Raw genomic sequence first — 26781 nt, 5'->3', positions numbered from 1 at the left:
GTGAGTTTATTATAGCAACCTTCGCTGATTGATTAATCAGCTTTTGTGCATAATCATATCTATTCTATTGTTTATTTTGCACAATTAAAGATGACATGGTTTTTATTGTTAACTTCGCTTGAATTTTAATTTGGTATAAAAAGTGAATGGATAAATAAATCGAATTAATCCAAACATTAATAAGATGGCTGCAAACCAGAAACCAATTTTCATAGTACCAAAGTGATCAGCTAGGATACCTGTTAATAAAGGGGCTAATACACTTGCAGACATGCCAAAAAAGTTTAAACAGCTTAAAGCAGTAGTAAGCTGCTTGTCTGGTGCATTTTTACCAACGTATGCAATTAAAAGTGGATCCAAAGCAAGCTTGCCAAAAAAACCATAGATGAGTAATCCTATTGAAATGAGCTCCAGCGATTTTGCACTTGCCACAAATAAAATCGACGCAGCTGAGATTGGTATTAATATTTTTAAGTAAAAATTAATTGATTTGTATTTGTCGCTAATGTGAGCGATTAAAAGCATGCTTGGTAAAGCTGCCCATGGCACAAAGCTAGAAATCCAGCCAACTTGACTAGCCGGCACGTTTCTTTCAGTGATTAAAAATTTTGGTAGCCAAGTAATGATGACGAAATAGGCGTAAATTGAAGCAAAGTTTAAGATAAAGCTAGCCATTAATTTTTTATTTTTAAAAAGCGCACTCATTTTACTAAGAGACTCTCTATTTTGATTGTTATTGGGTAGCTTATCATCACTTGGTATAATTTTTTTGAACATTATAAAAATAATAAGTGAAGGTATGACTAATACGAGATAGGGTGAATGCCATGATAATTTTTGAATCAAAACCAGCTGTGTTGATAATAAATAGCCTAATGATAGTCCGAAAGCCATGCCTGAATTAATAATTGCATTTGCTAATGTTCGTTTGTTTTCAGGTAATAAACGATAGGTAAGGCTGTATTGTGGCCCATAGTATAATCCGGCAAATAGTCCAGCAAGGCCCTGTAGGGCAATAAATAAGATAATATTTTGATTTAATCCAGTGAGTAAGTTGACTAAGGCAAATGCTAGAAAGCAAATATTAAGTATTTTTTTTGAACCTAATCGATCTGCAAGCAGTCCAGATGGTATCTGAGCGAGCGTATAGGTCAAAAAATAGACACTTGTTAATAAGCCTAATTTTGTATTATTAAGCGAATATTGCTTTTGGACAATATCCATCACAGGATTCAAGATTGAACGATTACTATACAGTAATATCCAACCAAAGAAGGCTGTACCTACGAGCCAAGTCCATGAATAGTTTCTATTATTTATTTTCATAATTAATCCGCATTCAAATAGTATGAAAAGGCATAATTTAGCCCTTTTTGCGTATCTAGGCTTTCTATTTTAAAGTGATTAATCACAGCGGCAAAGCAAGCTAGGAAAGTTAAAATATCACTTTGATTAGCGACATAGCCCATGCTTCCAATACGCCAAATTTTTCCGTGCATTGGTCCAAAGCTTGAGGCGATTTCAATGCCATAATTTTTTAATAGAAATGCTCTGATCGCTTCGCCATCGACGCCTGAAGGGATCTCGATGCAAGTCATATTTGGCATTTCGTTTTTAGCGTCGCCAAAGATGGTAAAGCCCATTTGGCTGAGTGAGTTTTTAATCGCAGTTTGATGCTTGAGGTGGCGCTCAAATCTTTGTGATAGTCCTTCTGCAAGTGCAATTCTTAAGCCTTCGCGCAATGCATAGAGCATGACTGTTGCTTCAGTATGGTGGTTAAGACGGCGATCACTCCAATAATCCATTAATTGTGCTAAATCAAAATAGTTGCTTCTTATATATTGCTTACTATTTATATCACTGTCTGTTCTGACTCCTGCCTCAACTCGTTTCCTTTGATTGACTGCTGTAGCAAAACGTTCATTGAAGGTAATTGGTGTAATGCCAGAAGGAATTGAAAGACATTTTTGTGCCCCACCAACCACTGCATCTACTAACCACTCATCTGTCTTAAACTCAGCGCCCATAAATGTGGCAACGGCATCGACTACCAAATAGCCGTGGTTTTTTCTAACTGCTACCCCGATTTTATCAAGTGGCTGCATTCTACCTGTAGAGGTTTCGCCATGAACAATTGCGACTATTTTAGGCTGGATTTTTTCGATTTCAGTGATAATTGTTTGTTGCTCAAAAACGGTTCCCCATTCTGTTTGGATTGTATGCACTTTAGCGCCCGCTCGTTCGCATAGCTCAACAAAAAGATGACCAAAGCGTCCGAATATTGGTACAAGAACGATATCGTCAGGTTGAATGATACTTGTGATAATCGCCTCTAAGCCTGCTCGGCTTGTGCCGTCGATTGGGAAAGCCCAATGATTGTTTGTTTGAAACGCTTGACGGATTAATGTCATTGTTTCATTCATTATTTGTGTAAAGTCTGGATCAAACTGTCCGAGTATACTTGAAGACATTGCTTTGCTAATTCTGGGATCGATTGCGGTAGGTCCCGGTGTCATTATTAATCTTTTATTAATTGATAATTCTTTCATAATTTCCTCCTGCGAAATAATAGCTTCAATAGGCTAAATCATAAATAAATTGCTTAAACACTGTTTTGCCCTTTTCTAAGTTTTCGGCTGTAGTAAATTCCTTTGGGGAATGTGAAATACCGTCAATACTTGGTACAAATAACAGCGCTGTTGGTGCGATTCGATTAACAATCTGGGTGTCATGACCAGCACCGCTCGGCATGAGATTAAAGGATAATTGCTTCTCTAAACAAATCGCTTGGAGCGCTTCGATATAGGTTTCATTCATCCTTTCAACGCAAACATCAGTCCATTTATTGATTTCAATTTCCAAACCATCTAGTTCTAGTTCTTGTTTTTTAGCAAATTTGTAGATTAATTCTTCGAAAAATTGGAGCTCCTTCTCATCGGTGTGTCGGATATCAATTGAGAATATCGCCTCTTCTGGAATGACATTACTGGCATTTGGTGAAATTGACATTTCGCCAACTGTAAAAACAAATGGCTCGCCAATCTCTAATGCGATGACTTCAAGCTGATTAATCATTTTTACTGCTTGTTTAAGTGGATCAATGCGTAACCACATCGGCGTTGTGCCAGCATGATTGCTTTTTCCGGTGATGGTAACGGTGAAGCGTTTTTGGGCAACTATTGCCGTCACAATACCGATTTCCTTGTTTAATCGCTCTAAAACTGGTCCTTGTTCAATGTGAATCTCAGCATAAGCTGTTGGCAGTAAGGCTTTAACTAGAGGAAACCTACTCTTAAGAGCATGAATTGCCTTGGCTTGTGCCTTTTCGAAGGATTCTCCTGTTTTGTCAACTAATTGATAAATATCATCAGGTAACTGATTAATTAAATTTTTTGATCCGGTGAAGGTAAAAGGGAATCGACTCCCCTCCTCTTCGCAGAATGATATGACTTGAATTGTTTTTTTAGGTGCACCGTATTCCGCCAGTAGCTCTTTAATGGCGATGATTGCTGCGGCAACACCGTAAATGCCATCGTACTTTCCAGCGTTAACTACAGAATCAATATGGCTACCGATTGTAATGACACTTTTATCATTTTCGATGCCATATTTTGTTAGGATTACATTTCCGACCTGATCGAAGCCGCTATCTAACCCAATCATTTGTCCAAGCTCGAGTAGAAATTTTTGTGCTTCAATCCAATGCTCATCGTAAAGTAATCGTGTCACGCCCTTTGTTTCTTGACTGGTGAATTGTGCAATTTGATCAAGTAATTGATTGATTGTTAGATTAACTGTTTTCATCTTAATGTTCTCCTTGCTTAATTTGTCCTATTTTCAGTATACTGATTGCAAAATATGGTATCATTAGGCAAAATAACTAAAAATTAATAATTATAGGTCTTTTTATACAAAGGATAGGAGGTAAAATGGAGCTGTATGAGTTGCTTGATTCAGAAGAAGCGAGTGGTATTAAGGTTGTCAATGAGCGTGCAGATCTTTCTATTGAGGTGAGTACGATTGGCATGATGGAGGCGCCTGATATTTCGGATTTTTTGGTTGACGGACAATTACTTGTGACAACCGGCTATCATTTTCAAAATGATGTACCAGCCTTACTTGCTTTGCTTGAAATGATGAAGGAAAGAGGCTGTGCTGCTATTGGTATCAAAGAGCAACGCTATTTTGATGAGATTCCACCAGAGGTAGTAGAGCTGGCCAATGAATTGAGATTTCCAATTTTGCTCCTACCTAAAACAATTGGCTTATCAGTTATTGTTAGAAATCTATTACATCGTCTTTTGAAATCGCAAAGTGATCTTTTAAGACGAATTATTGAATATAATAATGAATTGTCACATTTAATTCTTCAGGAAGAACGAACGAATTTATTCTTAGAAAAAATAGCAAGTATTATTGGGAAAGATGTGTTTTTGATTAATTCTCATTATCAAATCACCCATTCAAATCAAAATATTTACTATCAGCACCAAGAGATTGGTGATTTAATAAAGGCAAGCATTGATGAGGAGTTATTAGAAGTTTCGGAGATTTTGGCGACCGATTTTAAAAATCAACCGCTTGTTTTACATCCGATTCAGAATAATTTTAAATCTAATGTTTTGTTCCTAGGTATTCTAAATTTTGAGCAAAACGATCCATTTATCATGCTATTGATTCAGCAAATTATTAATTTATTAAGTTTTGCGACCTTAAGAACTTCAATGAATCAGGAGACTAAACGTCAAATAAAGAATGAATTTTTAGCTTCGATTTTAGTTGAAACACCTGATTCTAAGGCCGTTGAAGAACAGCTGAAATTTCAAGGAATAGATAGTGTTAAGCCACAAAAATGCGCGATTATTAAATTAAGAAAGCATCATTTAGGGAGTCTAATTAATTTTCGAGTGATTAGACGAGTGCATGATTATGTCGAATGGTTTATTGAAGAAGAAAAAGTAGAATCGCAGATATTTATTTATCGTGATGATGTGATTATTTTTACATCAGATAGCTTTATTAATCGAAGTAGTTTGCCTAAATTACAGGAGTATCTTTATCAACATTTTTCGGCGAATTTTTATTTTGATATTGGCTATGCCCATAGTAATTTACCTTTGACTGAGTTGACGACTTTATACCAAGAGGCTAGGCAAGCACTGACATTGAGGCGTGATGACAAGGTATCGACTTTGAATGAATATCGACCGAAGGCGATTACCGAATTATTACATTTAATTCCAGACAATGAGGTTGAGAGTTTCATTGATAATCATTTATTTGAATTAATTAATTTACCGCAAAAATTAGAGAGTGAAGAGCTGATGGAAACCCTCTATCAATATCTTTTGAATGGTTGCTCAGTTAGTAAAGTCGCAGCAGTACAATATATTCATCGCAATACAGTCATCTATCGATTGAAAAAAATTCAACAATATTTGAATGTAAATTTGGAAGATTCAGAAGTGAGAATGCAGCTAATGATTGCTTTATTGTTATTAAGGAAGGATAGAGGATAGCAAAAAGAAGCAGATCATATCTGCTTCTTTTTGGTTTAGATTTGTCAGTTAGAATTAACCAACTGAAATTTCGCCAGTTACTTCACCTTTGTTTTCATCAGATAGTGCATCATAGGCATCCTTTAACTCTTGAGTTTTGAAGATAAGGTTACCGTCAACAGTACCCTTAGTGCCCTTGTCTGAATCATTTTCAAATTGGAAGCCTTTTGCATTAACATAAACATCACCCTTGACAGTACCTTGAGCAATTACAAAGTTCTCAGAGTCAACTGTTAATTTTGGTACAGTTAAAGTATACAATGCATCCGGTTTATGTGTGTCAGGATTTGAAGCATAAAGTGCCAATTCACGTGCTGCTTTACCTTCGTCATTTTTGAATTCGCCTTCAACGGTAATATCTGCATCAGAGGTTACATTTTCAGTAATGGCAACTAACCAAAAACCTTTGGCCCCTAAACCACCAGCTAACTCAGTAGCATCGTTTGTGACAGAAGCGCCTGTTGTTGCATCTGCCTTTTTGCTGCTTGATGAAGCGCTGCTGCTGCTTTCAGAAGATGAAGAATCACTATTGTCAGAACCGCAAGCAGTTAGTACGCTCCCAGAAATTAATAGTGCTGCAAATAATGCGACTAATTTTGTCTTTTTCATTTAAAACATCCTTTCTTCGTGTGCTAAATACACTACATGTCAATTATAAAACAAACAAGCGCTTACAACAATAGTAATTAAAATAAATACTTGATAATTCATTAATGAAAATTAAAATCAAAGTATTCTCGTCAATTAATTAGGGTTATGATAAAATAAAAGGTATAGTAAAACTAGGAGGAATTCATGTCAATCATTAAATATCCAGATACGCAGCTCAAAATATTTAGTCTAAACGCCAATGAGTCGCTTGCAGAAAAAGTGAGCGAAGCTGCTGGCGTTGATTTAGGTAAAATTTCTTCACGTCAATTTTCAGACGGTGAGATTCAAATTAACATAGAAGAAAGTGTCCGCGGAAAAGATATTTATATTATTCAAGCGACTAATTATCCAGTAAATGATCATTTAATGGAAATGTTAATTATGGTTGACGCTTGTAAACGGGCCAGTGCTAAGACGGTGAATTTAGTGATGCCTTATTTTGGCTATGCTAGACAGGATCGAACAGCAGCGCCAAGAGAACCAATTACAGCCAAATTGGTCGCAAATATGATTCAAAAGGCTGGAGCGACACGCTTATTGACTCTGGACTTACATACCGTTCAGGTGCAAGGCTTCTTTGATATTCCAGTTGATAACTTGTTTACCATTCCTTTATTTGCTGAATACTATCGAAGTAAAGGTCTTATTGGAGATGATGTTGTTGTTGTTTCTCCTAAAAATTCAGGTGTTAAACGTGCTAGAAGCTTAGCAGAGTATTTAGAAGCGCCAATTGCAATTATTGACCATGAAGAAGACGATAAAGGGCGAGAATTTGGCTATGTTATCGGCGATGTCAAGGGTAAAAAAGCGATTATTGTTGACGATATTATAAATAAAGGGATCACGCAATATTTCGGCTCTCTTGTTTTAGAACAGGCAGGGGCGGCAGAAATTTATGCTGCGGCTTCGCATGGTTTGTTTACGGAAAATGCGAAAGAATTATTAGATCGTTCACCGATTAAAGAAATTGTAGTTACAGATTCAGTTTGTGTACCCGAGGAGAATTTGCCGGAGCGCTTGTTGCATGTATCTGCAAATGAATTATTAGCTCATGGCATTATTAATATTCACGAGAATAAACCAATTTCACCATTATTTCAGTACGACAAGGGTGAAGAATAAAGTAAAATAAGGATAAAAGAAAGTGTGATTCAATGTATTTTGATTACGCGGCAACAACACCAGTATTGCCAGAAGTGGCTAAAACGATTGGAAGCGTCTTAGCGGATAACTACGGTAACGCTTCAAGCATCCACGCCTATGGGCGCAAGGCTGCGGCTCAATTAGAACAAGCGAGAACGCAAATTGCTCAAATTTTAGAAGTTAGAACAGATGAAATTGTTTTTACTTCCTGTGGTACAGAGAGTAATAATACTGCTTTAATTGGAGCGGCACTTGCTAATCAAAGTAAAGGGAAGCATTTGATTACCACGAGCGTTGAGCATCATAGTATTTTACATCCAATGTCCTTTTTAGAGCGTGAGCTAGGCTTTGAAGTGACCTATCTACCGGTTGATGCAAATGGTCAAATTTCACTCGCTGATTTAAAGGCTGCAATTAGACTAGATACGATTTTAGTATCAATTATGATGGTTAATAATGAAACAGGTAATCTATATCCGATTAGTGAAATTGGTGATTTTTTGGCAGAAAAATCGATTATTTTTCACACGGATGCTGTTCAAGCCATTGGGAAAATTGCAGTGAAGCCAAATCAATTAAAGGTTGATTTGCTTTCAGCGACAGCGCATAAGTTTGGTGGTCCTAAGGGAGTTGGTTTTCTTTATTGTAAAGCCGGTACTAAGCTGAACGTCTTTATGCATGGTGGTGATCAGGAGCGTAAGCGCAGAGCTGGCACTGAAAATTTAGCATATATTGTTGGCATGACTGACGCTTTGGCAATTAGTGAGGCTAATCGGCTAGCGGATTATCAAAGCTATGAATCCTTTAAGGCGATGATTTTTGATGAGCTAGATGCTAGTCGAGTACCCTACTATATAAATGGGAGTCAAGCAGGTGTCCCCTATGTTCTAAATATTGGCTTTAGAGGGATTAAGCAGGATTTATTATTGATGAAGCTAGATTTAAAGGGCATTGCGGTCTCAACAGGCTCTGCCTGTACTGCTGGTGCGATCGAACCAAGTCATGTGCTAGAAGCGATGTATGGGACGGACTCGGAGAAACTAACAGAAAATATTAGGATTAGCTTTGGCAAGGGAACTACTTGTGAAGCGGTAAAAGTGCTAATTGCTACACTGATCCAAGAGACAAAGTGAGGAGGGAAAATGGCATTTCAGACAAGCGTGCATTTAGAGGATAGCAAAGCTGCTTATCGTCTAAATCCAAAGGTAAAAAAATTTACGCTACGAGATAACGGCTTTGTTGAAACTGCAAGTGGTAATTTTCAGTTTGAAAGATTACTAGAAGCAGTTCCAAATTCTGGCGATGGTTTTAAACTTAAAATCATTGTCAATCGAGAATTGAATAAGCTAAAATTATCGATTACAGATATGTCTGGTTTAAGATTGGTTAATATTTTTAAAAATGATAAAAATCAAATGATTCAAGAAAAGTTTTATTTTCAAATGCAGACATTGATTGACCGTGAAGTTTTTGAAGCAGAATAGAAAAAGGAGTATTTTAATGGCAAATATTTATGACACAGCGAACCAATTAGAAATTGAAATTAGAAATTCTCAAGAATATCAAGATATTAAGCAAGCTTTGGATGTGATTAACGAACAGCCTGAAGCTAAGGCTTCTTACGATGCTTTTATTACCTTTCAACAGCAGCTACAAGATAAGATTGCAAATGGTCAGGAGCTAGATGAAGCGGATCAAGCTAAAGCGCAAGAGTTTCAAGCCAAATTGCAAGAAAACGAGCTATTGACTTCATTGATGGCTAAGGAGCAAGCCTTACAAATTATTATTAATGATATTCAAAAGATTGTCTTAAAGCCTGTACAAGATTTATATCGTCCGAAAGGATAATAGTATGATTTATTTATTAATAATTAGTTTTTTTTCTATTGTACTACCGCTTCTTATTGTCCGCTGGGTAGTTGGTGTTTTGGGCTTTACAAAATCGAGAAGTGATAGGGTAATTGCAGGTGTGTTAGGCGGCATTGCCAGACAGTTGAATATTGACTCAACCGTTTTACGTGTTATTTGGATAATTTTAATTTTCTTCGCAGGCTTCGGAGTGGGTACTTACATTTTGCTTTGGATTTTTATGCCAGTAGGTGATTAAATGAAAAAACAAACGAAAGCAACGATTAATTTTATCCTAGATATTTTTTTGATAACGCTAGCGGGATTATTGTTAATTGTCTCGGCAAGAGAGTTATATGAAATTTTTCAAATTGTCATCAGCTTAGGGGATAAATTACGTTTGGAAGCAATTATTCGTAATGTATTAACCTTCTTTATGACCTTTGAGTTCATTATGCTAATTTTTCGTTATTTACAGGAAAACCATCACATACCAATTCGTTATTTAATTTATATTTGTGTAACAGCGGTTTTACGTCAAATCTTATCTGATCATGATGCGGGTCAAATCTTACTTTTATCGCTATCAATTTTGATATTAATTGTAACTTTAATTTTACTTCAATATGCGGTCGAGAAAATACGTGGTAGACAGCCGCAAAGCTCATTTGATTTTTCTAAATTATCGGGTAAAGATGAAGATCAGCACCATTAGACGTAAGCACATTGTAAAATTTTTCATTAAAATAAGAGCAAAGAGCCGGATATTAGACCGGCTCTTTGCCTTTTTTTATTCATTGAATTTTTATAAACGAAGGGAGGTGCTCGTGGAGCTATCGCTTTAGGTCGCTTGTTGTTTTGGTAAGAATGGTCGAGGCTGGGTTTATAAATTTGAATATGTTACCTCAAAGGAAGAGGATGCTTGATGGTTTAAGAGGCAAAATTTATATTTTTCAACAGAGTGCTTTCTTGGCTTCGCCTTTTGACAGACGAGCTTATTTGAATATCGCATAATAAATTAAATAAAGATCAATTATGATTGTCTATATATAAGGAAAAAGTTATGATTAAATTATAGTAATGACAGTAATGAAGCAGACAAAGGAGTATCGTGGAATGCCTCGAAAATCAACTAATTTAATTTTATTTAAAACCTTTTTTATTGCTAGTTTATTTACCTTTGCTGGTGGATTAGCGATGTTACCAGTGCTACAACGAGATTTAGTTGAGAGTAATCAGCTGATAGACGAAGATGATTTTTTAGAATACGCAACCCTATCACAGACCCTACCGGGAATGATTGTTTTAAATTTTGCCTGTTTTGTTGGTAAAAAGCTTGCTGGTTGGCGTGGTATGTTTTACGCGGCCTTTGGTGCAATTTTGCCGGCTTTTGTTTTAATGCTGGCTGCGACAATGCTTTATTCAATTCTTCCGATGACCACGCGTCTTCAAAGTGCCTTTTTGGGTATTAGAGCAGCGTCTTCAGCGATGATTTTAACGGCGGCGATTACATTGTATCAGCATAATATTCGCAATCGATATGGTATTCTTGTGCTTTTGATAAGTCTTAGTTTATTATTTATTTTAAATCTTTCTGCACCGTTAGTATTACTTATTGCGGCGTTATTTGGTTTTACCTATTATCGATTCAGTCAGAAAGGGGTTAAAAAGTGATTTATTGGCGTTTATTTACCTCTTTTTTAAAGATTTCAGCTGTCGGCTTTGGTGGTGGCTATGCAATGCTTTCAATGGTGCTGTCGGTTTCCAAAAATTTGGGCTTAACAGTTGATCAGTTTACGGACTTGACAGCCTTGGATTTGATGATTCCAGGACCAATTGCGGTTAATTCGGCAACCTATGTCGGTTATCTAATTGCTGGTATTTTAGGCTCATTAATTGCAACGCTGGCTGTCTGTATCCCCTCGTTTATCTATGTACCAATTGCCTTGCGCTATGAACAAATAATCAAGAATAATCCATTATTTAAATTTGTAATGGATACGATTAAAGCAAGTGTTGTTGGGTTAATTATCTATGCTTCAATAACGATAATTTTTGGTATTATCCTAGTTGACAATGTCAGCTGGCAGCAAGTTTCTGAAGCGCCCTTTTCGGTAATATCTCCGTTTGCACTTGTGGTATTTATTGCTTCTGCCTATGTCCAAATAAGATGGCGTCGTATTAATCCAATTTTTTTAATTATAGTTGCTGGTATTTTGGGGTATTTAATTGGCTGATTTGAATTAGTGACAACGCTATCAATTGGTATAGACTTATTTTTGTGATTCTGCTATGATTTGATTAAAAGTAGAGAAAACCGAGTGATAGATGTTGGCTTTAAGTCAATGACTGGGAGGTGAATGGGTTGGTTCAGAAAAAAGATGAAGTTTTAGCTTTTTTGGAAGAGATAGGCAAGCCTGTTTCAGCAATAGAGGTTTCACAAGCGTTGTCGATGTCGAGAACGCAGTCAAGTAGGTATCTAGCTGAATTGTATAAAGAGCAGCGGATTCAAAGATTAGAGGGTCGACCTGTCTTGTATTGTTGTCAAAGTAATGCAATGCTAGAAGTGGCTCAATCTGATTTTCAATTGATTACCTTTGAAAATTTGATTGGCGCGGAAAATTCATTAAAAATTTGTATTGAGCAAGCGAAAGCGGCGGTTGTTTATCCGCCCAATGGTCTGCATACATTATTGTTTGGTGAATCAGGTACGGGAAAGTCGATGTTTGCAGAATGTATGTACCAGTTTGCGCTAAAAGTAGGTCGTATTACTGAAGAGATCCCGTTTATTACATTTAATTGTGCAGATTATGCACAAAATCCCCAATTATTATATGCCCATATTTTTGGCGTAAAAAAAGGCGCCTATACTGGTGCGGATGAAGATCGATTGGGCTTGTTAGATAAGGCGGATGGCGGTATTTTATTTCTAGATGAAATTCATCGGCTACCACCGGAAGGTCAAGAAATGATGTTTACCTTTATTGACCGAGGGACTTATCGTCCGCTTGGGGAGAGTACTGAGGTTCAAAAAGCAACGGTTCAGATTATTGGTGCAACCACTGCGGAACCAGATGTTTTGTTGCCAACCTTTAATCGACGAATTCAAATGGCGATTACCTTGCCGCCGTTACGAGAACGTTCAATCGAAGAACGCTTTGCTTTGATTGCTCATTTTGTTCAAGCTGAAGCGGTACGTTTAAAGCAAGCTATTTTTTTTGAGCGCGACGTCTTCCTTTCTTTTTTGTTGTATCCTGCCAAGGGGAATATTGGGCAAATAAAAAAGGACATAAAATTAGTTTGCGCACGGGCATTTTTAAATTATCAATCGGGTAGTGATTCTAAAATTATCGTTCATCAAGATAATTTACCGTTTGAAATCCAACAGGGCTTACTCAGCATCAAGAAGGATTTTAAAAGGATTCAAGGCTTAGGTATTGAAAATGGTCAGGATTTGCTAGAGTTTTCTGCGGACATGAAGGAGCTTCTTATTCCGTTCTCTAAAAAAGCTAGCGGATCAAATGATTTATTGTCGAATACTAAAAAGGAGTCCACTTCTTTCATGGAGAAGTTTTTAGAAAATGCTAAAATGCAGGATTTTCATCGTTATATTGAGATTTTGGCTGCTCAAGAGGATCAATATTCAACAGTTCCGAATGTCATTAAGCAGCTTGCTGAACGATTATTCGATTTTGCCTCGGCAGAATTGAAGCGCCAATTTAGTGAGCAGTCGCTTTTTGCCTTTACCTTACATTTACAAGGAATGGTTGAGCGAGTTGAGAACGGCAAAACAATCGTCTTTCCGGAATTGAATACCCTGCGTAAAGATTACCCTAAGGAATTTCAAGTTGGCCTAGATTGCTCAACAATGATTGAAGAAAAGTTTAATTTAACTCTGCCCTTTGATGAAATTGGTTTTTTGACAAAATTTTTAGTTTCTGATTTAGGCGATATTGTACAAACAGAACAGCATCAAGTTAAAATTCTAGTGGTGATGCATGGTAAGTCTACTGCGAGCAGTATGCTAGAGGCGGCTCAAGAGCTGACGCTTGCCTCGACTGGAAAGGCGTTTAATATGCCGCTAACAATGGAAGTTCAAGAAATGTACTATCAAATCAAACGCTATCTAGAGGATCAAATTGATACATTGGAAGATGGTGTTTTATTAATGACTGACATGGGCTCATTGAATAGTTTTGCAACGATGCTTCATGAAGAGTTGGCGATCAGAATTAAAGTTGTGCCTTTAGTAACGACGCTAGTTTTGATGGAAGCGTTGCGTCTTTCAGAAAGTGGCAGATTGTTAGAGGATATTTATCAAAAAATTCAAGCCGCCTATGAGTCTGCAGTTAATACTCAGTTTTCAAAAGCTAAGCCTCTTGCTAAAGCAGTGGTTGTTACTTGCTTTACGGGCGAGGGCGTGGCTCAAAAATTGTTTGATCGTGTAGCTCCGGTGATTGATCAAAGTAAGGTAAAGATTATCCAATTGCAATTTTTGGAAAAGGAGACGTTTAAACGTCATATTGATGAATTGCGTGCAAACTATCAGATTATGGCGATTGCTGGTACTGTACCGATTGATTACCAAAATATTCCTTTCTTTTCGGCTTTTGATATTTTTCTAGATAAGGAATTAGAGGTATTTAAACGAATTGTTGAAGATGAGCTGCCTTTAGAGCAAATGGTAGAACGACTTAATGGTGTTTTAAGTTCAGTGGATTCAGTGGGTGATTTACTTAAGGAGCTCCTTTTGAACCTATCTGCAATTGAAAAACAACTACAATTAGTGGTTGATCCAGATGTTAATTTAGGTATTTTACTTCACTTGGCTTTCCTAGTTGATGGTTTAATTGCTGGCAATCCAGGTCGAAGCTTCAAGGATCTGAGTGCTTATGGCACTTCTAAGCGTTACGAGATGGATACTGTTCGGGTGAATTTAATGTCAATTGAAAAGAAATATGAAATTATGATTTCTGAGGATGAGATTGCCTATATTACACAAATGGTTGTCGAAAATGCGGTTAATCGTCGCTAGGCTTGCTGAAAAAGCGAGTTTAAGAAAAATCTGCAAAAAGCGTTTAGTCCTTTTTGTGACACTGTGAGCTGGTGCCTAGGTCTATCATGCTTGGCGGGCTACGATTTAAAAATATTTTCGAGAACCCACGAGAATTTTCGGAAATTTATTTATTTTCCTGCGTTGCTGCTAAATTATCGTCTGCGAATCACGAATATTGAATCAAGAGGGGATGGGACTTGTGTCGCATCCCTTTTTGTTTTGCTTGTATGCAGTCGACTTTAGGTTGTGGTTGGGCTGTTTTAAGCGAATATTTTATTAAAAGCTTATTTTTGCAAGTCTGTATGTTATAAAAAGTTACATGAAAAATAAAAAAAAGTTGCTAAAATCGATTTATTGGTCTATACTAATGTTTATCGTTAGTGATTTTGATAAAAAAAGCAATAAATTACAAAAATATGTCAGAACATCTAACGCAAATAATTAAAAGAGGAGGCTGTATTTAAACCTATTTTTGAATTGTTAATTAGAAAGTATAGTGTGCGATTGAAACGCACACTAAAAAACAGCTTTTGCTTTCAGAAAATGCTATCAGTTAGCTATCTTTAACGTTTTTTAAAGTTGGCATGCGTTTTGCTAAGTATAAATTGGAGAGGTGATAAATATGAGTAATAATATTATGTTAGTTTGTTCAGCAGGAATGAGTACAAGCTTGTTGGTTACCAAGATGGAGAAAGCGGCAATTGAGAAGGGTATTGAGGCCAATATTTTTGCGGTTTCAGCTTCTGAAGCGGATATCAAGCTAGAGGATGCTGAGCATCCGGTGGACGTGCTTTTACTTGGACCACAGGTAAGATTTATGGAAAATCAGTTTAAGGAAAAGGTTGCTTCAAAAAATATTCCTGTTGCAGTAATTAATATGTCTGATTACGGCATGATGAACGGTGAAAATGTTTTGAAGACAGCGTTAGAATTAATTGGTTAAGGCTGTTTAGTATTAATAGGAGGTGAAAAAATGGGCGAAGAACAACTACAGGCTGTTATGGGTCTAATTGTTAATGCAGGTAATGCAAAAAGTGATGCAATGGAAGCGATTCAGGCAGCTAAGGCTGGTAATTTTGAGTTAGCGGATGAGAAGTTGAAGGCAGCAAATCAAGCTTTGGTTGAAGCACACCATTCTCAGACAGAATTATTACAAGAAGAAGCGCGTGGTAATTCCATGGAAATCACCTTGCTTACAATTCATAGTCAGGATCATTTGATGACGAGTATTACTTTTAATGACTTAGCAAAAGAAGTGATTGATATTTATAAGCGGATTGCTGAATAGTAATGTTGGGGAGTTGATAGAGCTTTGAAATTGGCAAATAATCAATCGAATCTCGAAATGATTGGACAATTGATTCAGTATGCATTCAACAAAAAAACGAGAGTTATCGATGAACCCACTTTTCTATCTAGGTATCATCATGCAACTTGTTTTGGGACAGTTAATGAGCATCAACGAATTACAAGTTTGGTAATGGCGAATGATTTTCAAGTTGCGTTTCACCAAAAAAACATAAAAATGGCTGGTATTGGCTATGTATCGAGTTTTCCAGAGGCGCGTGGTGATGGTAGTATTTCGCAATTGATGCAAGAGCTGCTATTGGATTTATATGAGCGCAACTATTTAATTTCTAATCTTGCGCCATTTTCTGAACGTTTTTATCGGAAATTTGGTTATGAAAATGCAATTTTTACTAAAAATTACCAAATGACGGCTAATTTCTTAGAGCAATTTCCAACTGAGCGCACAGGGGAAGTGATTCGTGGCAGGTGGCAAGATGAAAAAATGAGATTAATCGTTCAAGAACTATATCAGCAGATTATTAATTCTAAACAGGAATGTAATACGGTAATACGTGAAGAATGGTGGTGGCATCGACTGGATTGTTACTACTCTGATCGCTATTTTGCCATTGCTTACGATAGGTATAAGCAGCCAGTTGGTTATCTTATTTATCGAATGATTGCAAATGAATTTTTAATCGATGAGCTTGTTTATACCACAGGCTTTGCACTGAGAAAGCTATTGACCTTTGTTAAATCACATGCCTCGTCATTTCAAGCATTTAAATATTCTGCGCCATGCCATGAGCGGCTTGAAATACTTGCACCAGAGCATCAGGGCTTAACGATAAGTATTAAACCGTATATGATGACTAGAATCATTAATTTTCCAGAGCTATTAAAAATATATCCCTTCGACAGCAATGAAGAATTTATTTTTGAGGTGACAGAGGACTGTTATTGTCCGTGGAACCAAGGTAAGTGGCTAGTTAAGGGCGACGGAATGGATGTGGTTAAGGTTGATGCTACGGCTTGTCAATCTGATTTGGCAGGACCGATTCAATCATGGTCTGCTTTGATTCTTGGTGATTTAACGGTCGAAGCTGGTCTGCTATTAGAAAAGTTTAAAGCGAGTAATAATCGTGAATTGGACAACCATTTTTTGAAGGGTAAAGTCTCGTTTTATGATTACTTTTAATTTGTGATTCGGGTGGCTATTTATGATGAATAGCTATTTTAAAAATATAAAAAGTTTTAAAAGGAGGAAATATGAATAAGTTTATTGATTTTATGGAAAAAAGATTTATTCCAATCGCTTCAAAAATTGGAGCCCAGCGTCATTTAGTTGCAATTCGTGATTCATTCATGGTAACCATGCCATTAATGATTTTAGGCGCGCTTGCGGTTATGCTTAATAACTTATCGCTATCTTTGCCAGCCTTTGGTAAATTTATGAATGGTATTTTTGGTGGTGAATCTTGGAAGGGCTTTGGTGTCGCAGTTTGGAGTGGGACATTTGGCGTACTCTCAGTCTTTATTGTTTTCCTTGTGGCCTATAATTTAGCGCATCACTATAAAAAAGACGCAGTTGCAACGGGTATTGTTTCTGTTGCGAGCTTCTTCACCTTAGGTGCGGCAACAAGCGGAATGAATTCATCGGGATTATTTATTGCATTAATTATTGGTATTATTGTTGGTGAAATTTTCCCACGCTTACTTGGTAATGAAAAACTAGTCATCAATATGCCTGATGGTGTACCGCCAGCAGTTGCTAGAGCGTTTGCTTCATTATTGCCTGCAATGATTGTTATTTCTGTTTTTGGTTTATTTAACGCAATTCTTGCTGGATTTGGTATTACTGATATGTTTGCTTCATTTTATAAATTAGTTCAAGAACCGTTTATGGGCTTGGCAAATTCATATGGCTCAGCGTTACTCTTAGCGTTTATCACACCGTTCTTATGGTTCTTTGGTATTCATGGTGCTAATCTGATTGATCCTTTTATGCAAACAATCAATGCACCGGCGATTGAAGCCAATTCAGCTGCGGTTAGTGCAGGGAAAGCAGCGCCATACATTGTTAATAAACCATTCTTTGACTCATTTGTAAATATGGGTGGTACAGGTGTAACCATTGCGCTTATTATTGCAATTTACTTAGTTGGTCGTAAAAATAAACCATTTATGGTCGTTACGAATTTATCCACAGCACCCGGAATCTTCAACATCAATGAGCCATTATTATTCGGTTTGCCAATGGTTTTAAATCCAATCATGTTTATTCCGTTTATTATTACACCGATGGTTTGTGTAACGATTGCTTATTTTGCAACCAAAACTGGTCTTGTGCCAGCGGCAACAGTGATGCCACCTTGGGTTACGCCACCGATTATTGGCGGCTTCTTAGCAACTCAAAGTATCGCTGGTGGTATCTTAGCGGCTGTCAATCTTGTTGTTGCAACTATTATTTATATTCCATTTGTTATTATGGCAAATATTCAAGAAGCTAAGAAAAATCAAATAGCTTAAAAGTTAGTGGGATTTTTGGTGATTAAGGACCGATTTTTAGGTGCTCCCAAAAATCCCATTTTTATAATTAATACGGAGGGTGAAATGAAAGAATTTCCAAAAAATTTTTGGTGGGGCGCAGCGACTTCTGGCCCACAAAGTGAAGGTCGTTTTCATAAAAAGCATGCGAATGTCTTTGATTATCATTATGAAATCGAGCCAGAAAAATTTTATAATCAGATTGGTCCAGACACAGCCTCAAACTTTTACAATGACTATCAGCAGGACTTAAAATTAATGAAGCAAGTTGGTATGAACAGTCTTAGAACGAGTATTCAATGGAGCCGTTTGATTGATGACTTGGAAACAAATACAGTGGATCCTAAGGCAGTCGATTTTTATAATCGAATGATTGACGCCATTATCGAACAGGGGATGGAGCCAGTGATTAATCTTCATCATTTCGATTTACCTGTTGAACTTTATCACAAATATGGTGGGTGGGAGTCTCGTCAGGTCGTTGAATTATTTGTTGGCTTCGCTCGAAGATGCTTTGAATTATTTGGTGATCGAGTGAAATTTTGGACGACACATAATGAACCAATGGTTGTTGTGGAGGGTGAATATCTATTCCAATTTCATTATCCAAATCTTGTCGATGGTAAAAAAGCAGTTCAGGTTGCTTATCATTTAAATTTAGCGTCAGCAAAGGTTATCCGAGCGTTTAGAGCGATGGGTATGAATGAGCAAGGCAATCAAATTGGCATCGTTTTAAATTTAACACCGACATATGCGGCCTCTGACGCCCGAGCGGATCTTGAGTCGGCTAGGATTGCAGAATTATGGAATAATAAAATGTTTCTTGAGCCTGCGATATGGGGGCGTTTTCCTGAAGAACTAGAAAGCTTATTAACGGCTGATGGTGTGATTTGGCAGACTGAAGCTGAGGATGCGACGATTATTGCAGAAAATACAATTGATTTTTTAGGTGTTAATTTTTATCATCCAAACAGGGTGAAGGCGCCGGACGTAGCGCCGAATTCAGTAGGCTCTTGGATGCCAGATCGTTATTACGATTCTTTTGATATGCCGGGACGTCGGGTTAATTTGGATCGTGGTTGGGAAATATATCCAGAGGCGATGTATGATATTGCGATTAATATCAAGGATAATTATAAAAATATTCCCTGGTACGTTTCGGAAAACGGGATGGGGGTTTCAGACGAAGAACGTTTTATTAACGATGACGGCGTGATTGAGGACGATTATCGGATTGGTTTTGTTAAAGAGCATTTAGAATGGTTACATAAGGGGATTGAAGCGGGTTCAAATTGCTTTGGTTATCATATGTGGACGCCTATTGATTGCTGGTCGTGGCTAAATGCTTATAAAAATCGTTACGGTTTCATTTCAAATAATATTCATACTCAGGTGAAAACAGTCAAAAAATCTGGCCAATGGTTCAAAAAGGTGGCTGAAGATAATGGTTTTAAATAATTAATAATAATATTTGATTATAGAAAGAGGTTTAATCAATGAAACGAAGAATAGGCATTTCGGTCTATCCCGATCATAGTGATATTGAAAAGGATAAGGCATATATTCAAAAAGCTGCAAATTTAGGGTTTTCACGTATTTTTATGAGTATGCTGGAAGTAAAGGATGGTAAGGCAAGGGTTGCTGAAAAATTTAAAGGGATTATCCAATTTGCTAAGAAGCTAGGCTTTGAGACAGTCCTTGACATTGCACCAAGTATTTTTAAGGAGCTTGGTATTTCTTATGATGATCTCAGCTTTTTTGCAGAGCTTGGTGCTGATGGTATCCGCTTAGATGAGGGCTTTGATGGTGCTAAAGAAGCGATGCTGACTTATAATCCCTACGGCTTGGCGATTGAATTAAATATGAGTAATAATGTGGCTTATTTAGAACATATTCTTTCATATGAAGCGAATACCCCCTTTTTATATGGCTGCCACAATTTTTATCCCCAACGTGGAACAGCATTACCTTATGACTTTTTTATCGAATGTAGTAGGCGCTTCAAACGTCAAGGGATTAAAACCGCTGCCTTTGTAACGAGCCAATCAGGTGATTTTGGTCCATGGGATATTAATGACGGTTTGCCTACCTTAGAAATTCATCGGGATCAACCAATAGAGCTACAGGCAAAGCATCTTTTTGCAACGGATCTAATTGATGATGTAATTATTGGTAATGCCTATGCATCTGATGAAGAATTGGCAAAGCTTGCCAGCATAGATCGTTATAAGTTGAGTTTATCAATTAACTATGTTGATCAAGCTAGTGATATTGAAAGAAAAATCGTGGAAGATAAGCAGCATTTCAGGCGTGGAGATATAACGGCGGCAATGGCTCGCTCAACACAGGTTAGGGTGAAATATAGTGAAATTGCTAATCCGGCTCATGACAATGAAGCATTGTTTGAGCGTGGTGATGTAGTGGTCGGCAATGATGGCTTTGGAAAATATAAGAATGAATTACAAATTATTTTAGAGCCTCATTCGGATGATCGCAAAAATTTAGTTGGCCGTATTCCGAAATCAGAGCTGGCACTATTAGAATTCTTGAAGCCCTGGACTAAATTTCAATTTGAGACAAAAAATTAACTAGCAAAATACCTTGATTGTAAGATACGTGCCTCAGAGGCTCGATGCTAAATTGAATTGATTTAATTAAAAAGCTTAATATAGATGGCTGGCAGCACAGAATGTGCTGCCTTTTATGTTGTGGTTTTGTTGCGGAAATGGTATTGTTTTCCGAAAACAATACCAAATTCGCGAGTTATTTGTAGTCTTCATGCGAAAACGGTATTGTTTCTCAGAAAGATTGGATTAATCGCAAATATAAGTGTGATTTCATTTTAGAACAATAAAAAAAGAACCGAAATAATTATCAGTTCAATTGATTTAAGAGGACTGCTGTTTGCTTAATTTAAGGTATTTTTTTTGTTAACTGGCGATTTTTTCGATTGAGCTTATGATTTTATCTTTTTTAAGATATAAAGCGATGATTACAATTAAAATTATCACGGCAATTATGATAGCGATTGGATAGCTATCGCGTGATAAATGGCGACCAAGTACGGTATACAAAACAACAGAAGGAATGCTGCCGATTACTACAGAAAGTACATATTTGATTACAGAAAGCTCAGTTTTTTCAAATAAAAATGCAAGTAATGAATTAGGGAATATTGGTATTGAATAAAGGATCATTAATAGTAATTCAGGATGTTTGCTTTGAGTGATAAAATCCTTATTGAACAAACGGTGCTTTTTAGCTTTTTTTGAATTATTTTGATGGAAAAATGAAGGCAAATATTGTTGATAATGCCGAATCAGAAAAAAAACTAAACCGTTGCCTACTGCAAGCCCGCTGATACAAATCAAGCTACCCCAAAAAGGCCCATAGCAGAGTCCAATCAATATTTCGACCAAAGCGGTAGGAATAAATGGCAAAATCACTTGTAAAAATTCCAGACTAAATAGAATTGGTACGCCGCGCGAGCCGTATTTTTGAATATAATCAATGGTTAAGGCTTCATCGTTTTTGTTGATAATCATTGTTTTGATTAAAGGATATAGGTCTTTAAGCATCAGTGAAAGTAATAGGATGCTGAAAAAAGCAATGCATATTTGGATTCCGATTTTTTTCTTGCTACTCATTAGAACCTCCCTCGTTTATAAATCTAATATCTATTCTAGCAAATAATTTGAAATCAATATTAGAATTTTTGCAAATATTTAATTAAAAATCATTTGAATTAAAAACATATAAGTTAAAGTTCCGCCAGCGATACTTAACAGTACATTATTTTTGTAGTGATGGAGTAAAATAATGACAAGAATTGCTAATATTTCAGGCAATCCATGCGCATTTGAGAAGAGATTAGTGTTTCTAAGACAATAAATTACTAATAAACCCATCATTGCTGGAGGCAGTACAATACCAAGATAGGTAACGATTTTAGGGGTTTCTTTATTTTCTGGAAAAAGTATAAATGGCAGAAACCTAGTAATCATTGTACCTGCTGCAATTGCTAAAATAATACCGATTGTTTGAAGATTAGTTAAGTACATGCCGTTTTCTACCTCCAATTAAAGCTAATATAATGATAATCATTGCTGGAATTACTAGATTAGAGGCGCCAAAAATCAATCTGCTGATAATTGTTGCCATAAGTCCGATTATGGCTGGGATTCGATTATTTCTGGTTTTCCATTGTTCTAAAAATAGGACTACGAACAATGCAGTTAAGATAAAATCAAGCCCGTCAGTATTAAATGAGATTAATCCGCCGAAAATACCGCCAAGTAAGCTACCGATTATCCAGTATAGATAGTCCAAAAAGGAAATGGCAAAGTAATAATATTTTCGATTTACCTGTTTTGGTGGCTCTAAGCTTGAAACTAAAGAAAAGGTTTCATCACAGAGTGTAAAAATCAAAAAAAATCGCATTTTTCCAATACCTTTATATTTATTTAGCATTGAAATACCATAAAATAGATGGCGTGCATTGACCATGAGGCTTAAGAGAAAAGCTTGAATTGGATTAAAGGTAGTTGTTAATAGGGTAATTGCTACGAATTGCATGCTACCGCAAAAGGCGATTGCACTCATTAAGACTGACCAAATAGGCCCGTACCCCTTGGTTTGCATCAGTATTCCGAATGCCATTCCCAAACCGAGGAATCCAGTTAAAATAGGGATGGTATCTGGAAATGCGGCTAAAAACGCTGCCTTGATTTCTGATTTCTGATTTTTTGCATTTTCCATTTTTTAGCTCCTAACTCACAAATAAAGATATTCTTATTATTTTATCAGAAGAAATGCTTAATAGTTGTATTAATTTTATTTTTTTTTGAATAAATATAAGTTTTTTATTTTAAGCTTTATAATAAAACTTGAAATGGTGAGGAAATCAATTTAATGCTATTTAAGTGTAATTTTTTTGTTAAGAGCTAGCGTAGAGTTGTCGCTGGTGAGGCTTGATAAGTATGTGGTAGACCTTAGCGCTCTGAATTTTGTCGTTTTCTCCTTTTCTAAAAAAATTGTAATAAAAAATAGAATAAAGTATAAATTTTAAAATAAATATTAATCTTAAAATAAGAATAGTGGTTTATAATGGTGAATTAGGAGATAGTATTAGTTTTTCAAAGATTGGCAGCTTACAATAATGGTTATCGGATTGAAAGAGGTATTAGAATATGGAACAGCAAGAGGTTGCAAAAATGCTTCAACGAATGAACGCCATTGTAAATGCGGGCTTGATTTACGGTCATGATTCCTTTGATCAAGCTCGTTACCATGAATTTAAACAGCTTTTGGCTGAATTATTGGTTGAACAGAGTGGCTTATCGCTTGGAGAAGTAGATAATTTTTTAAGACCGACCGCTTGGTATCCAACGCCGCTGATTGATGTTCGAGCAGTTGTGGTCAGAGAAAATCGTATTTTATTAGTTCAGTCGGCGATTGATGGCAAATGGTCGTTGCCAGGTGGCTATGCTGAGGTTGGGACAAGTCCGAAGGAAAATGTTTTAAAGGAGTTAAAAGAAGAGTCTGGTTTAGAAGGAGAGGTATTGCGCTTGCTAGCTATCTTTGACAGCAATAGTCATCAACTGCAGGGTCAGCAATATTATAAAATGTTTTTTGCTTGTGCTGCTAAAGGTGGTCAATTTACATTGAATGCTGAAACTGTTGCTGCGCAATATTTTCCGATTAATAATTTGCCAGATTTATCGTTGGTCAGAAATACAGCTTGGCAAATCGAACGTTGCCATCAGGTTTGGCTGTCGGCTGGCGAAGCGATTATTGATTAAGAGTATCTGATTTTGTTGATTTAGAGGGGAATGAATATAACTAAAATGATTAAAGCGGTTTTTTTTGATATTGATGGCACTTTGCTGAATAAAAATTCTAAGGTGCTTGAAAGCACTAAAAAGGCAATTCGAGAAATGCAATCTCAAGGCATCTTGGTTGGCTTGGCGACAGGACGTTCACCGATTTATGTTCAGGAATTGATGGAAAATCTCACCTTGGATGTTGCGGTAACCTATAATGGACAATATGTAATTAGTCGTGATCGAGTGATAAGTGCGAAGCCGTTCAGCAAACAACCAATTCTTCATCTAGCGGAATTTGCTTCGGCAAATCGACGTGAAATGACCTTTGGCACGGCTTCTGAAATGGTTGGCAGCCGCTTGATTGCTTTTGGTGGTTCAAATATTGCAAGATTATTGCATAACTATGTGCCGTCTAGTTTTTCTAAGGGATTAAAAACAGGCTTCCAAAAGGTGGTTCGCAGTATAAAGACGAAGGATTATCAGGATAATCCAGTGCTACGCGAGGCTATTTATCAGGTGACGATGGTGGCAACGCGTGGTGAGCAGTCAAGGTTTGAAAAGGAATTTCCAGAGTGTACGTTTACGCGGAGTAATTCCTATTCGGTTGATATTATTCCAAAGGGTGGTTCAAAGCTGAAGGGAATCGAATATGCCGGTAAGTATTTTGGTTTTTCGATTGAGGAAACAATGGTATTTGGCGATTCGTTGAATGATATCGAAATGATTGCTGGGGCTGGCATTGGTGTGGCAATGGGAAATGCGGAAGTCGAAGTTAAAGCGATTGCTGATTTTGTAACGCAATCCAACGAAAAGGATGGTATTGCAATTGCGCTTAAAAATTATGATTTGATTTCATTTAATTTGCTCCCTGTTTTCTATAGTAAGGATCCTTATTTTAATAAGGTGAAGGAATTCCATTTAAAGTTTGATGAAAATTCCCAAGAAATTCCCAAGCCCTTTTCGGCAGAACAAGCGGGCTATCGAGCAGATTTCAAGGTTGAAGAATTGGTTGAGTTTTTATATGCAGCGAGTGACAACCAGCCTGAAGTGTTTGAGAGTCAGATTGAAAAATTACACCAAGCAATTGATAAAGCTAAGCGAAAGGTTGAGCAAAAGCAGGCAACTGTTGAAGATGTCTTAACAGATGAGGCTGATGCTTTGATTGATTTGCTATACTTTACCTATGGTAGCTTTGTTTTGATGGGTGTTGATCCACACCAAATTTTTGAGTATGTTCATGAGGCTAATATGGGCAAGCTTTGGGATGATGGTAAAGCGCATTATGATGAAGTCACGGGAAAAATTTTAAAGCCGGATGGTTGGACTGAAAAATTTGCCCCAGAAGCAAAAATCAAGTCTGAATTGGCAAGGCAGCGTAATTTAGCGCTACGTGAATGATTGCGCTATGACATTAAATTGAGGGGTTGATGATAATCTTGAATAATAAGGAAAGGATTGTTAATGAAATAAAATCCGCAGAAAATCTTGTTTTCTTGACAGGGGCAGGTGTATCGACGCTCTCAGGAATTCCTGATTATCGTTCTAAAAATGGTATTTATAGTCAATTTAAGGAACGACCTGAATATTTACTATCGCACGAAGCGATGATAAATGAGCCGGCTAAGTTTTATCGATTTATGAAAATGATGTATTATCCGGATGCTAAGCCGAATTTGATTCATAAAAAGCTGGCCTTGATTGAGCGGCACCAAAACAGTGCCATTATCACGCAAAATATTGATGGGTTGCATCAACAGGCTGGTGCAAAAAAGGTTATTGCTTTCCATGGTTCACTTTACAATGTTTATTGTCGAAAATGTGGTGCAACGGTTCCGTATCAAGTCTATCTAGAGTCGGCTATTCATCAAAAATGCGATGGTCAGCTGCGCCCTGATATTGTATTATATGGGGAAGGGATAAAACAAGGAGTTGTTGATTCTGCAATGAGGCTCATGCAAAATGCGACGACGGTAGTTGTTTTAGGTACAAGCTTTGTTGTCTATCCTTTTGCTAGTTTAGCTAATGCAGCTAAGCCGAATACGCAATTTATTGTGATTAATGAACAACAAGTTGAATTGCCCTTCGAGCATTTGGCTTATATTGGTAATGCGAAGGATATCATGATAGAACTATAAAAGGGAGGTGAACGTGTGGCAAATGGCAAAATGAAATTTGTTTTTTTTACGAATTGCTCAGTCCTGCTTTATTTGATGTGGCGGATGCTTGCTAATAATCAATTTGTTGCTGGTTTAATCAGAGGTTGGAGTCAAAAAGTAAATGTTATGCTAGATTCGGTTAGTACCAGTAATTTACGTGATGTGATAATTATTGCAGTTGTTGTAAGTGTTCTAGGGGCGGTCTTGTATCGACTCTGGAATTTAATATTTGGTGCAATTTCATTGATTTGTATCGCATTGGTTGCGTCGTTTATTTATGACTGGTATACCGTTGGGCAGACAACTGATTCGATTTTATTATTTATATTATTGGTTGTCAGCTTTGTCAATTGTAGCATCTTAAGCTCAAAATAATAGCTATTAAAGGAGATGGGACCAAAGGCGTTTAGCGACGTAAAAAAACGTGCTAAATTACCTCGCCCAAAAAAGCGTAAACCAAGTTGTTTACGCTCTCTGATTAAAATTGTGAAAAATAGACAACTCCTTTGTTTATTCAGTCAGACGTTTTCTAACTGACCGCATAATATGTCTATTTGAGCAGCTTCGAGAGAGAAAGACTATCAAACAAGCTAATTTCACGTTTATTTACTTGGGCGTACTTCGCCCGAGCGAGAAATTTAGCTTCAACGGCTTGAAAGTATCGGCACAAGCTGAAAACAATTCGTGGCAACAATTGAACTAAACTT

Annotated in this window: 27 protein-coding genes; 20 read left to right on the top strand and 7 right to left on the bottom strand. The window is 36.8% G+C overall.

Annotated features, from left to right (window positions below):
* Window positions 1-108: 108 nt before the first annotated feature.
* Genes HOY35_RS07065 through HOY35_RS07055 form a run of 3 tightly spaced genes read right to left on the bottom strand, consistent with a single transcriptional unit; the run spans window position 109 to window position 3804 of the window.
* A complete protein-coding gene (locus HOY35_RS07065; protein WP_172211546.1) occupies window positions 109-1326 on the bottom strand; it encodes an MFS transporter in 1218 nt (405 codons plus the stop codon).
* Window positions 1327-1328: 2 nt separating this feature from the next.
* Entirely contained in the window at window positions 1329-2549 is a 1221-nt protein-coding gene (locus HOY35_RS07060) for an alanine--glyoxylate aminotransferase family protein (protein WP_172211548.1), read from the bottom strand.
* Window positions 2550-2574: 25 nt separating this feature from the next.
* Complete coding sequence (locus tag HOY35_RS07055; protein WP_172211550.1) at window positions 2575-3804, bottom strand: M20 family metallo-hydrolase; 1230 nt, start codon at window positions 3802-3804, stop codon at window positions 2575-2577.
* 125 nt (window positions 3805-3929) lie between these two features.
* Here HOY35_RS07055 and HOY35_RS07050 point away from each other — a divergent pair, with 125 nt between their 5' ends.
* Window positions 3930-5519 carry a PucR family transcriptional regulator gene (locus tag HOY35_RS07050; RefSeq protein ID WP_172211552.1) on the top strand — a complete coding sequence of 530 codons (1590 nt, stop codon included), beginning with the start codon at window positions 3930-3932 and terminating at the stop codon, window positions 5517-5519.
* A 54-nt stretch (window positions 5520-5573) separates the two neighbouring features.
* Here HOY35_RS07050 and HOY35_RS07045 read toward each other — a convergent pair whose 3' ends face one another.
* Window positions 5574-6167, bottom strand: coding sequence for a polymer-forming cytoskeletal protein (locus HOY35_RS07045; protein ID WP_172211554.1), 594 nt, complete (start codon window positions 6165-6167; stop codon window positions 5574-5576).
* Window positions 6168-6353: 186 nt separating this feature from the next.
* Here HOY35_RS07045 and HOY35_RS07040 point away from each other — a divergent pair, with 186 nt between their 5' ends.
* The 15 genes from HOY35_RS07040 (at window position 6354) to HOY35_RS06970 (ending at window position 20681) form a co-directional block, all read left to right on the top strand.
* Window positions 6354-7331 carry a ribose-phosphate diphosphokinase gene (locus HOY35_RS07040; protein WP_172211556.1) on the top strand — a complete coding sequence of 326 codons (978 nt, stop codon included), beginning with the start codon at window positions 6354-6356 and terminating at the stop codon, window positions 7329-7331.
* Between the two features lie 32 nt (window positions 7332-7363).
* Window positions 7364-8485, top strand: a complete 1122-nt coding sequence (locus HOY35_RS07035) for a cysteine desulfurase family protein (protein ID WP_172211558.1) — start codon at window positions 7364-7366, stop codon at window positions 8483-8485.
* A gap of 9 nt (window positions 8486-8494) precedes the next feature.
* Complete coding sequence (locus tag HOY35_RS07030) at window positions 8495-8836, top strand: DUF1831 domain-containing protein (RefSeq protein ID WP_172211560.1); 342 nt, start codon at window positions 8495-8497, stop codon at window positions 8834-8836.
* A gap of 16 nt (window positions 8837-8852) precedes the next feature.
* Window positions 8853-9200: a YlbF family regulator gene (locus HOY35_RS07025; protein ID WP_172211562.1), complete on the top strand. Its 348-nt coding sequence runs from the start codon at window positions 8853-8855 to the stop codon at window positions 9198-9200.
* 4 nt (window positions 9201-9204) lie between these two features.
* Window positions 9205-9459 carry a PspC domain-containing protein gene (locus HOY35_RS07020; protein WP_172211564.1) on the top strand — a complete coding sequence of 85 codons (255 nt, stop codon included), beginning with the start codon at window positions 9205-9207 and terminating at the stop codon, window positions 9457-9459.
* Complete coding sequence (locus HOY35_RS07015) at window positions 9460-9915, top strand: phosphate-starvation-inducible PsiE family protein (protein ID WP_172211566.1); 456 nt, start codon at window positions 9460-9462, stop codon at window positions 9913-9915.
* Between the two features lie 401 nt (window positions 9916-10316).
* Window positions 10317-10874, top strand: coding sequence for a chromate transporter (locus HOY35_RS07010; RefSeq protein ID WP_172211568.1), 558 nt, complete (start codon window positions 10317-10319; stop codon window positions 10872-10874).
* The gene (locus HOY35_RS07005) at window positions 10871-11437 is read left to right on the top strand and encodes a chromate transporter (RefSeq protein ID WP_172211569.1); all 567 of its coding nucleotides are present in this window, start codon (window positions 10871-10873) and stop codon (window positions 11435-11437) included. The genes HOY35_RS07010 and HOY35_RS07005 overlap by 4 nt, the downstream gene beginning before the upstream one ends.
* Before the next feature lie 128 nt (window positions 11438-11565).
* On the top strand, window positions 11566-14235 hold the full coding sequence (locus tag HOY35_RS07000) for a sigma 54-interacting transcriptional regulator (RefSeq protein ID WP_172211571.1): 2670 nt from the start codon (window positions 11566-11568) through the stop codon (window positions 14233-14235).
* Between the two features lie 643 nt (window positions 14236-14878).
* Window positions 14879-15199, top strand: coding sequence for a PTS sugar transporter subunit IIB (locus HOY35_RS06995; RefSeq protein WP_172211573.1), 321 nt, complete (start codon window positions 14879-14881; stop codon window positions 15197-15199).
* A 30-nt stretch (window positions 15200-15229) separates the two neighbouring features.
* The gene (locus tag HOY35_RS06990; protein WP_172211575.1) at window positions 15230-15544 is read left to right on the top strand and encodes a PTS lactose/cellobiose transporter subunit IIA; all 315 of its coding nucleotides are present in this window, start codon (window positions 15230-15232) and stop codon (window positions 15542-15544) included.
* 24 nt (window positions 15545-15568) lie between these two features.
* Window positions 15569-16744 (top strand): enhanced intracellular survival protein Eis, encoded by a 1176-nt coding sequence (locus tag HOY35_RS06985; RefSeq protein ID WP_172211577.1) that lies wholly within the window; start codon window positions 15569-15571, stop codon window positions 16742-16744.
* Window positions 16745-16815: 71 nt separating this feature from the next.
* Window positions 16816-18075: a PTS sugar transporter subunit IIC gene (locus HOY35_RS06980; RefSeq protein ID WP_172211579.1), complete on the top strand. Its 1260-nt coding sequence runs from the start codon at window positions 16816-16818 to the stop codon at window positions 18073-18075.
* Window positions 18076-18159: 84 nt separating this feature from the next.
* Window positions 18160-19551, top strand: a complete 1392-nt coding sequence (locus HOY35_RS06975) for a glycoside hydrolase family 1 protein (RefSeq protein ID WP_172211581.1) — start codon at window positions 18160-18162, stop codon at window positions 19549-19551.
* A gap of 38 nt (window positions 19552-19589) precedes the next feature.
* A complete protein-coding gene (locus HOY35_RS06970) occupies window positions 19590-20681 on the top strand; it encodes a DUF871 domain-containing protein (protein ID WP_172211583.1) in 1092 nt (363 codons plus the stop codon).
* A 342-nt stretch (window positions 20682-21023) separates the two neighbouring features.
* Here the strand turns inward: HOY35_RS06970 and HOY35_RS06965 are convergent, their stop codons facing one another.
* From HOY35_RS06965 to HOY35_RS06955, 3 genes are all read right to left on the bottom strand, one after another.
* The gene (locus HOY35_RS06965; protein WP_172211585.1) at window positions 21024-21740 is read right to left on the bottom strand and encodes a TVP38/TMEM64 family protein; all 717 of its coding nucleotides are present in this window, start codon (window positions 21738-21740) and stop codon (window positions 21024-21026) included.
* 78 nt (window positions 21741-21818) lie between these two features.
* On the bottom strand, window positions 21819-22154 hold the full coding sequence (locus HOY35_RS06960; RefSeq protein ID WP_172211587.1) for a branched-chain amino acid transporter permease: 336 nt from the start codon (window positions 22152-22154) through the stop codon (window positions 21819-21821).
* The gene (locus HOY35_RS06955) at window positions 22141-22851 is read right to left on the bottom strand and encodes an AzlC family ABC transporter permease (RefSeq protein ID WP_172211589.1); all 711 of its coding nucleotides are present in this window, start codon (window positions 22849-22851) and stop codon (window positions 22141-22143) included. The genes HOY35_RS06960 and HOY35_RS06955 overlap by 14 nt, the downstream gene beginning before the upstream one ends.
* A 431-nt stretch (window positions 22852-23282) precedes the next feature.
* Here HOY35_RS06955 and HOY35_RS06950 point away from each other — a divergent pair, with 431 nt between their 5' ends.
* Genes HOY35_RS06950 through HOY35_RS06935 form a run of 4 tightly spaced genes read left to right on the top strand, consistent with a single transcriptional unit; the run spans window position 23283 to window position 26449 of the window.
* The gene (locus HOY35_RS06950; RefSeq protein WP_172211591.1) at window positions 23283-23894 is read left to right on the top strand and encodes an NUDIX hydrolase N-terminal domain-containing protein; all 612 of its coding nucleotides are present in this window, start codon (window positions 23283-23285) and stop codon (window positions 23892-23894) included.
* A 30-nt stretch (window positions 23895-23924) separates the two neighbouring features.
* Window positions 23925-25316 (top strand): Cof-type HAD-IIB family hydrolase, encoded by a 1392-nt coding sequence (locus HOY35_RS06945; protein WP_249641498.1) that lies wholly within the window; start codon window positions 23925-23927, stop codon window positions 25314-25316.
* A 29-nt stretch (window positions 25317-25345) separates the two neighbouring features.
* Entirely contained in the window at window positions 25346-26053 is a 708-nt protein-coding gene (locus HOY35_RS06940; protein WP_172211593.1) for an NAD-dependent protein deacylase, read from the top strand.
* 15 nt (window positions 26054-26068) lie between these two features.
* Entirely contained in the window at window positions 26069-26449 is a 381-nt protein-coding gene (locus HOY35_RS06935) for a hypothetical protein (protein WP_172211595.1), read from the top strand.
* Window positions 26450-26781: the final 332 nt, after the last annotated feature.

Origin of the sequence: Enterococcus sp. MMGLQ5-1 (assembly GCF_013155265.1) — a bacterium.
Taxonomy (GTDB): Bacteria; Bacillota; Bacilli; order Lactobacillales; family Streptococcaceae; genus MMGLQ5-1.
The sequence above is the reverse complement of the archived record's forward strand: the minus strand, read 5'-3'. Positions and strand labels throughout refer to the sequence as shown.

What these genes read in the sequence shown, in the direction of transcription:
- HOY35_RS07065 (WP_172211546.1), bottom strand. Translation starts at nt 1,326, where the DNA reads ATGAAAATAAATAATAGAAACTATTCATGGACTTGGCTCGTAGGTACA.
- HOY35_RS07060 (WP_172211548.1), bottom strand. Translation starts at nt 2,549, where the DNA reads ATGAAAGAATTATCAATTAATAAAAGATTAATAATGACACCGGGACCT.
- HOY35_RS07055 (WP_172211550.1), bottom strand. Translation starts at nt 3,804, where the DNA reads ATGAAAACAGTTAATCTAACAATCAATCAATTACTTGATCAAATTGCA.
- HOY35_RS07050 (WP_172211552.1), top strand. Translation starts at nt 3,930, where the DNA reads ATGGAGCTGTATGAGTTGCTTGATTCAGAAGAAGCGAGTGGTATTAAG.
- HOY35_RS07045 (WP_172211554.1), bottom strand. Translation starts at nt 6,167, where the DNA reads ATGAAAAAGACAAAATTAGTCGCATTATTTGCAGCACTATTAATTTCT.
- HOY35_RS07040 (WP_172211556.1), top strand. Translation starts at nt 6,354, where the DNA reads ATGTCAATCATTAAATATCCAGATACGCAGCTCAAAATATTTAGTCTA.
- HOY35_RS07035 (WP_172211558.1), top strand. Translation starts at nt 7,364, where the DNA reads ATGTATTTTGATTACGCGGCAACAACACCAGTATTGCCAGAAGTGGCT.
- HOY35_RS07030 (WP_172211560.1), top strand. Translation starts at nt 8,495, where the DNA reads ATGGCATTTCAGACAAGCGTGCATTTAGAGGATAGCAAAGCTGCTTAT.
- HOY35_RS07025 (WP_172211562.1), top strand. Translation starts at nt 8,853, where the DNA reads ATGGCAAATATTTATGACACAGCGAACCAATTAGAAATTGAAATTAGA.
- HOY35_RS07020 (WP_172211564.1), top strand. Translation starts at nt 9,205, where the DNA reads ATGATTTATTTATTAATAATTAGTTTTTTTTCTATTGTACTACCGCTT.
- HOY35_RS07015 (WP_172211566.1), top strand. Translation starts at nt 9,460, where the DNA reads ATGAAAAAACAAACGAAAGCAACGATTAATTTTATCCTAGATATTTTT.
- HOY35_RS07010 (WP_172211568.1), top strand. Translation starts at nt 10,317, where the DNA reads ATGCCTCGAAAATCAACTAATTTAATTTTATTTAAAACCTTTTTTATT.
- HOY35_RS06995 (WP_172211573.1), top strand. Translation starts at nt 14,879, where the DNA reads ATGAGTAATAATATTATGTTAGTTTGTTCAGCAGGAATGAGTACAAGC.
- HOY35_RS06990 (WP_172211575.1), top strand. Translation starts at nt 15,230, where the DNA reads ATGGGCGAAGAACAACTACAGGCTGTTATGGGTCTAATTGTTAATGCA.
- HOY35_RS06980 (WP_172211579.1), top strand. Translation starts at nt 16,816, where the DNA reads ATGAATAAGTTTATTGATTTTATGGAAAAAAGATTTATTCCAATCGCT.
- HOY35_RS06975 (WP_172211581.1), top strand. Translation starts at nt 18,160, where the DNA reads ATGAAAGAATTTCCAAAAAATTTTTGGTGGGGCGCAGCGACTTCTGGC.
- HOY35_RS06970 (WP_172211583.1), top strand. Translation starts at nt 19,590, where the DNA reads ATGAAACGAAGAATAGGCATTTCGGTCTATCCCGATCATAGTGATATT.
- HOY35_RS06965 (WP_172211585.1), bottom strand. Translation starts at nt 21,740, where the DNA reads ATGAGTAGCAAGAAAAAAATCGGAATCCAAATATGCATTGCTTTTTTC.
- HOY35_RS06960 (WP_172211587.1), bottom strand. Translation starts at nt 22,154, where the DNA reads ATGTACTTAACTAATCTTCAAACAATCGGTATTATTTTAGCAATTGCA.
- HOY35_RS06955 (WP_172211589.1), bottom strand. Translation starts at nt 22,851, where the DNA reads ATGGAAAATGCAAAAAATCAGAAATCAGAAATCAAGGCAGCGTTTTTA.
- HOY35_RS06950 (WP_172211591.1), top strand. Translation starts at nt 23,283, where the DNA reads ATGGAACAGCAAGAGGTTGCAAAAATGCTTCAACGAATGAACGCCATT.
- HOY35_RS06945 (WP_249641498.1), top strand. Translation starts at nt 23,925, where the DNA reads ATGAATATAACTAAAATGATTAAAGCGGTTTTTTTTGATATTGATGGC.
- HOY35_RS06940 (WP_172211593.1), top strand. Translation starts at nt 25,346, where the DNA reads ATGATAATCTTGAATAATAAGGAAAGGATTGTTAATGAAATAAAATCC.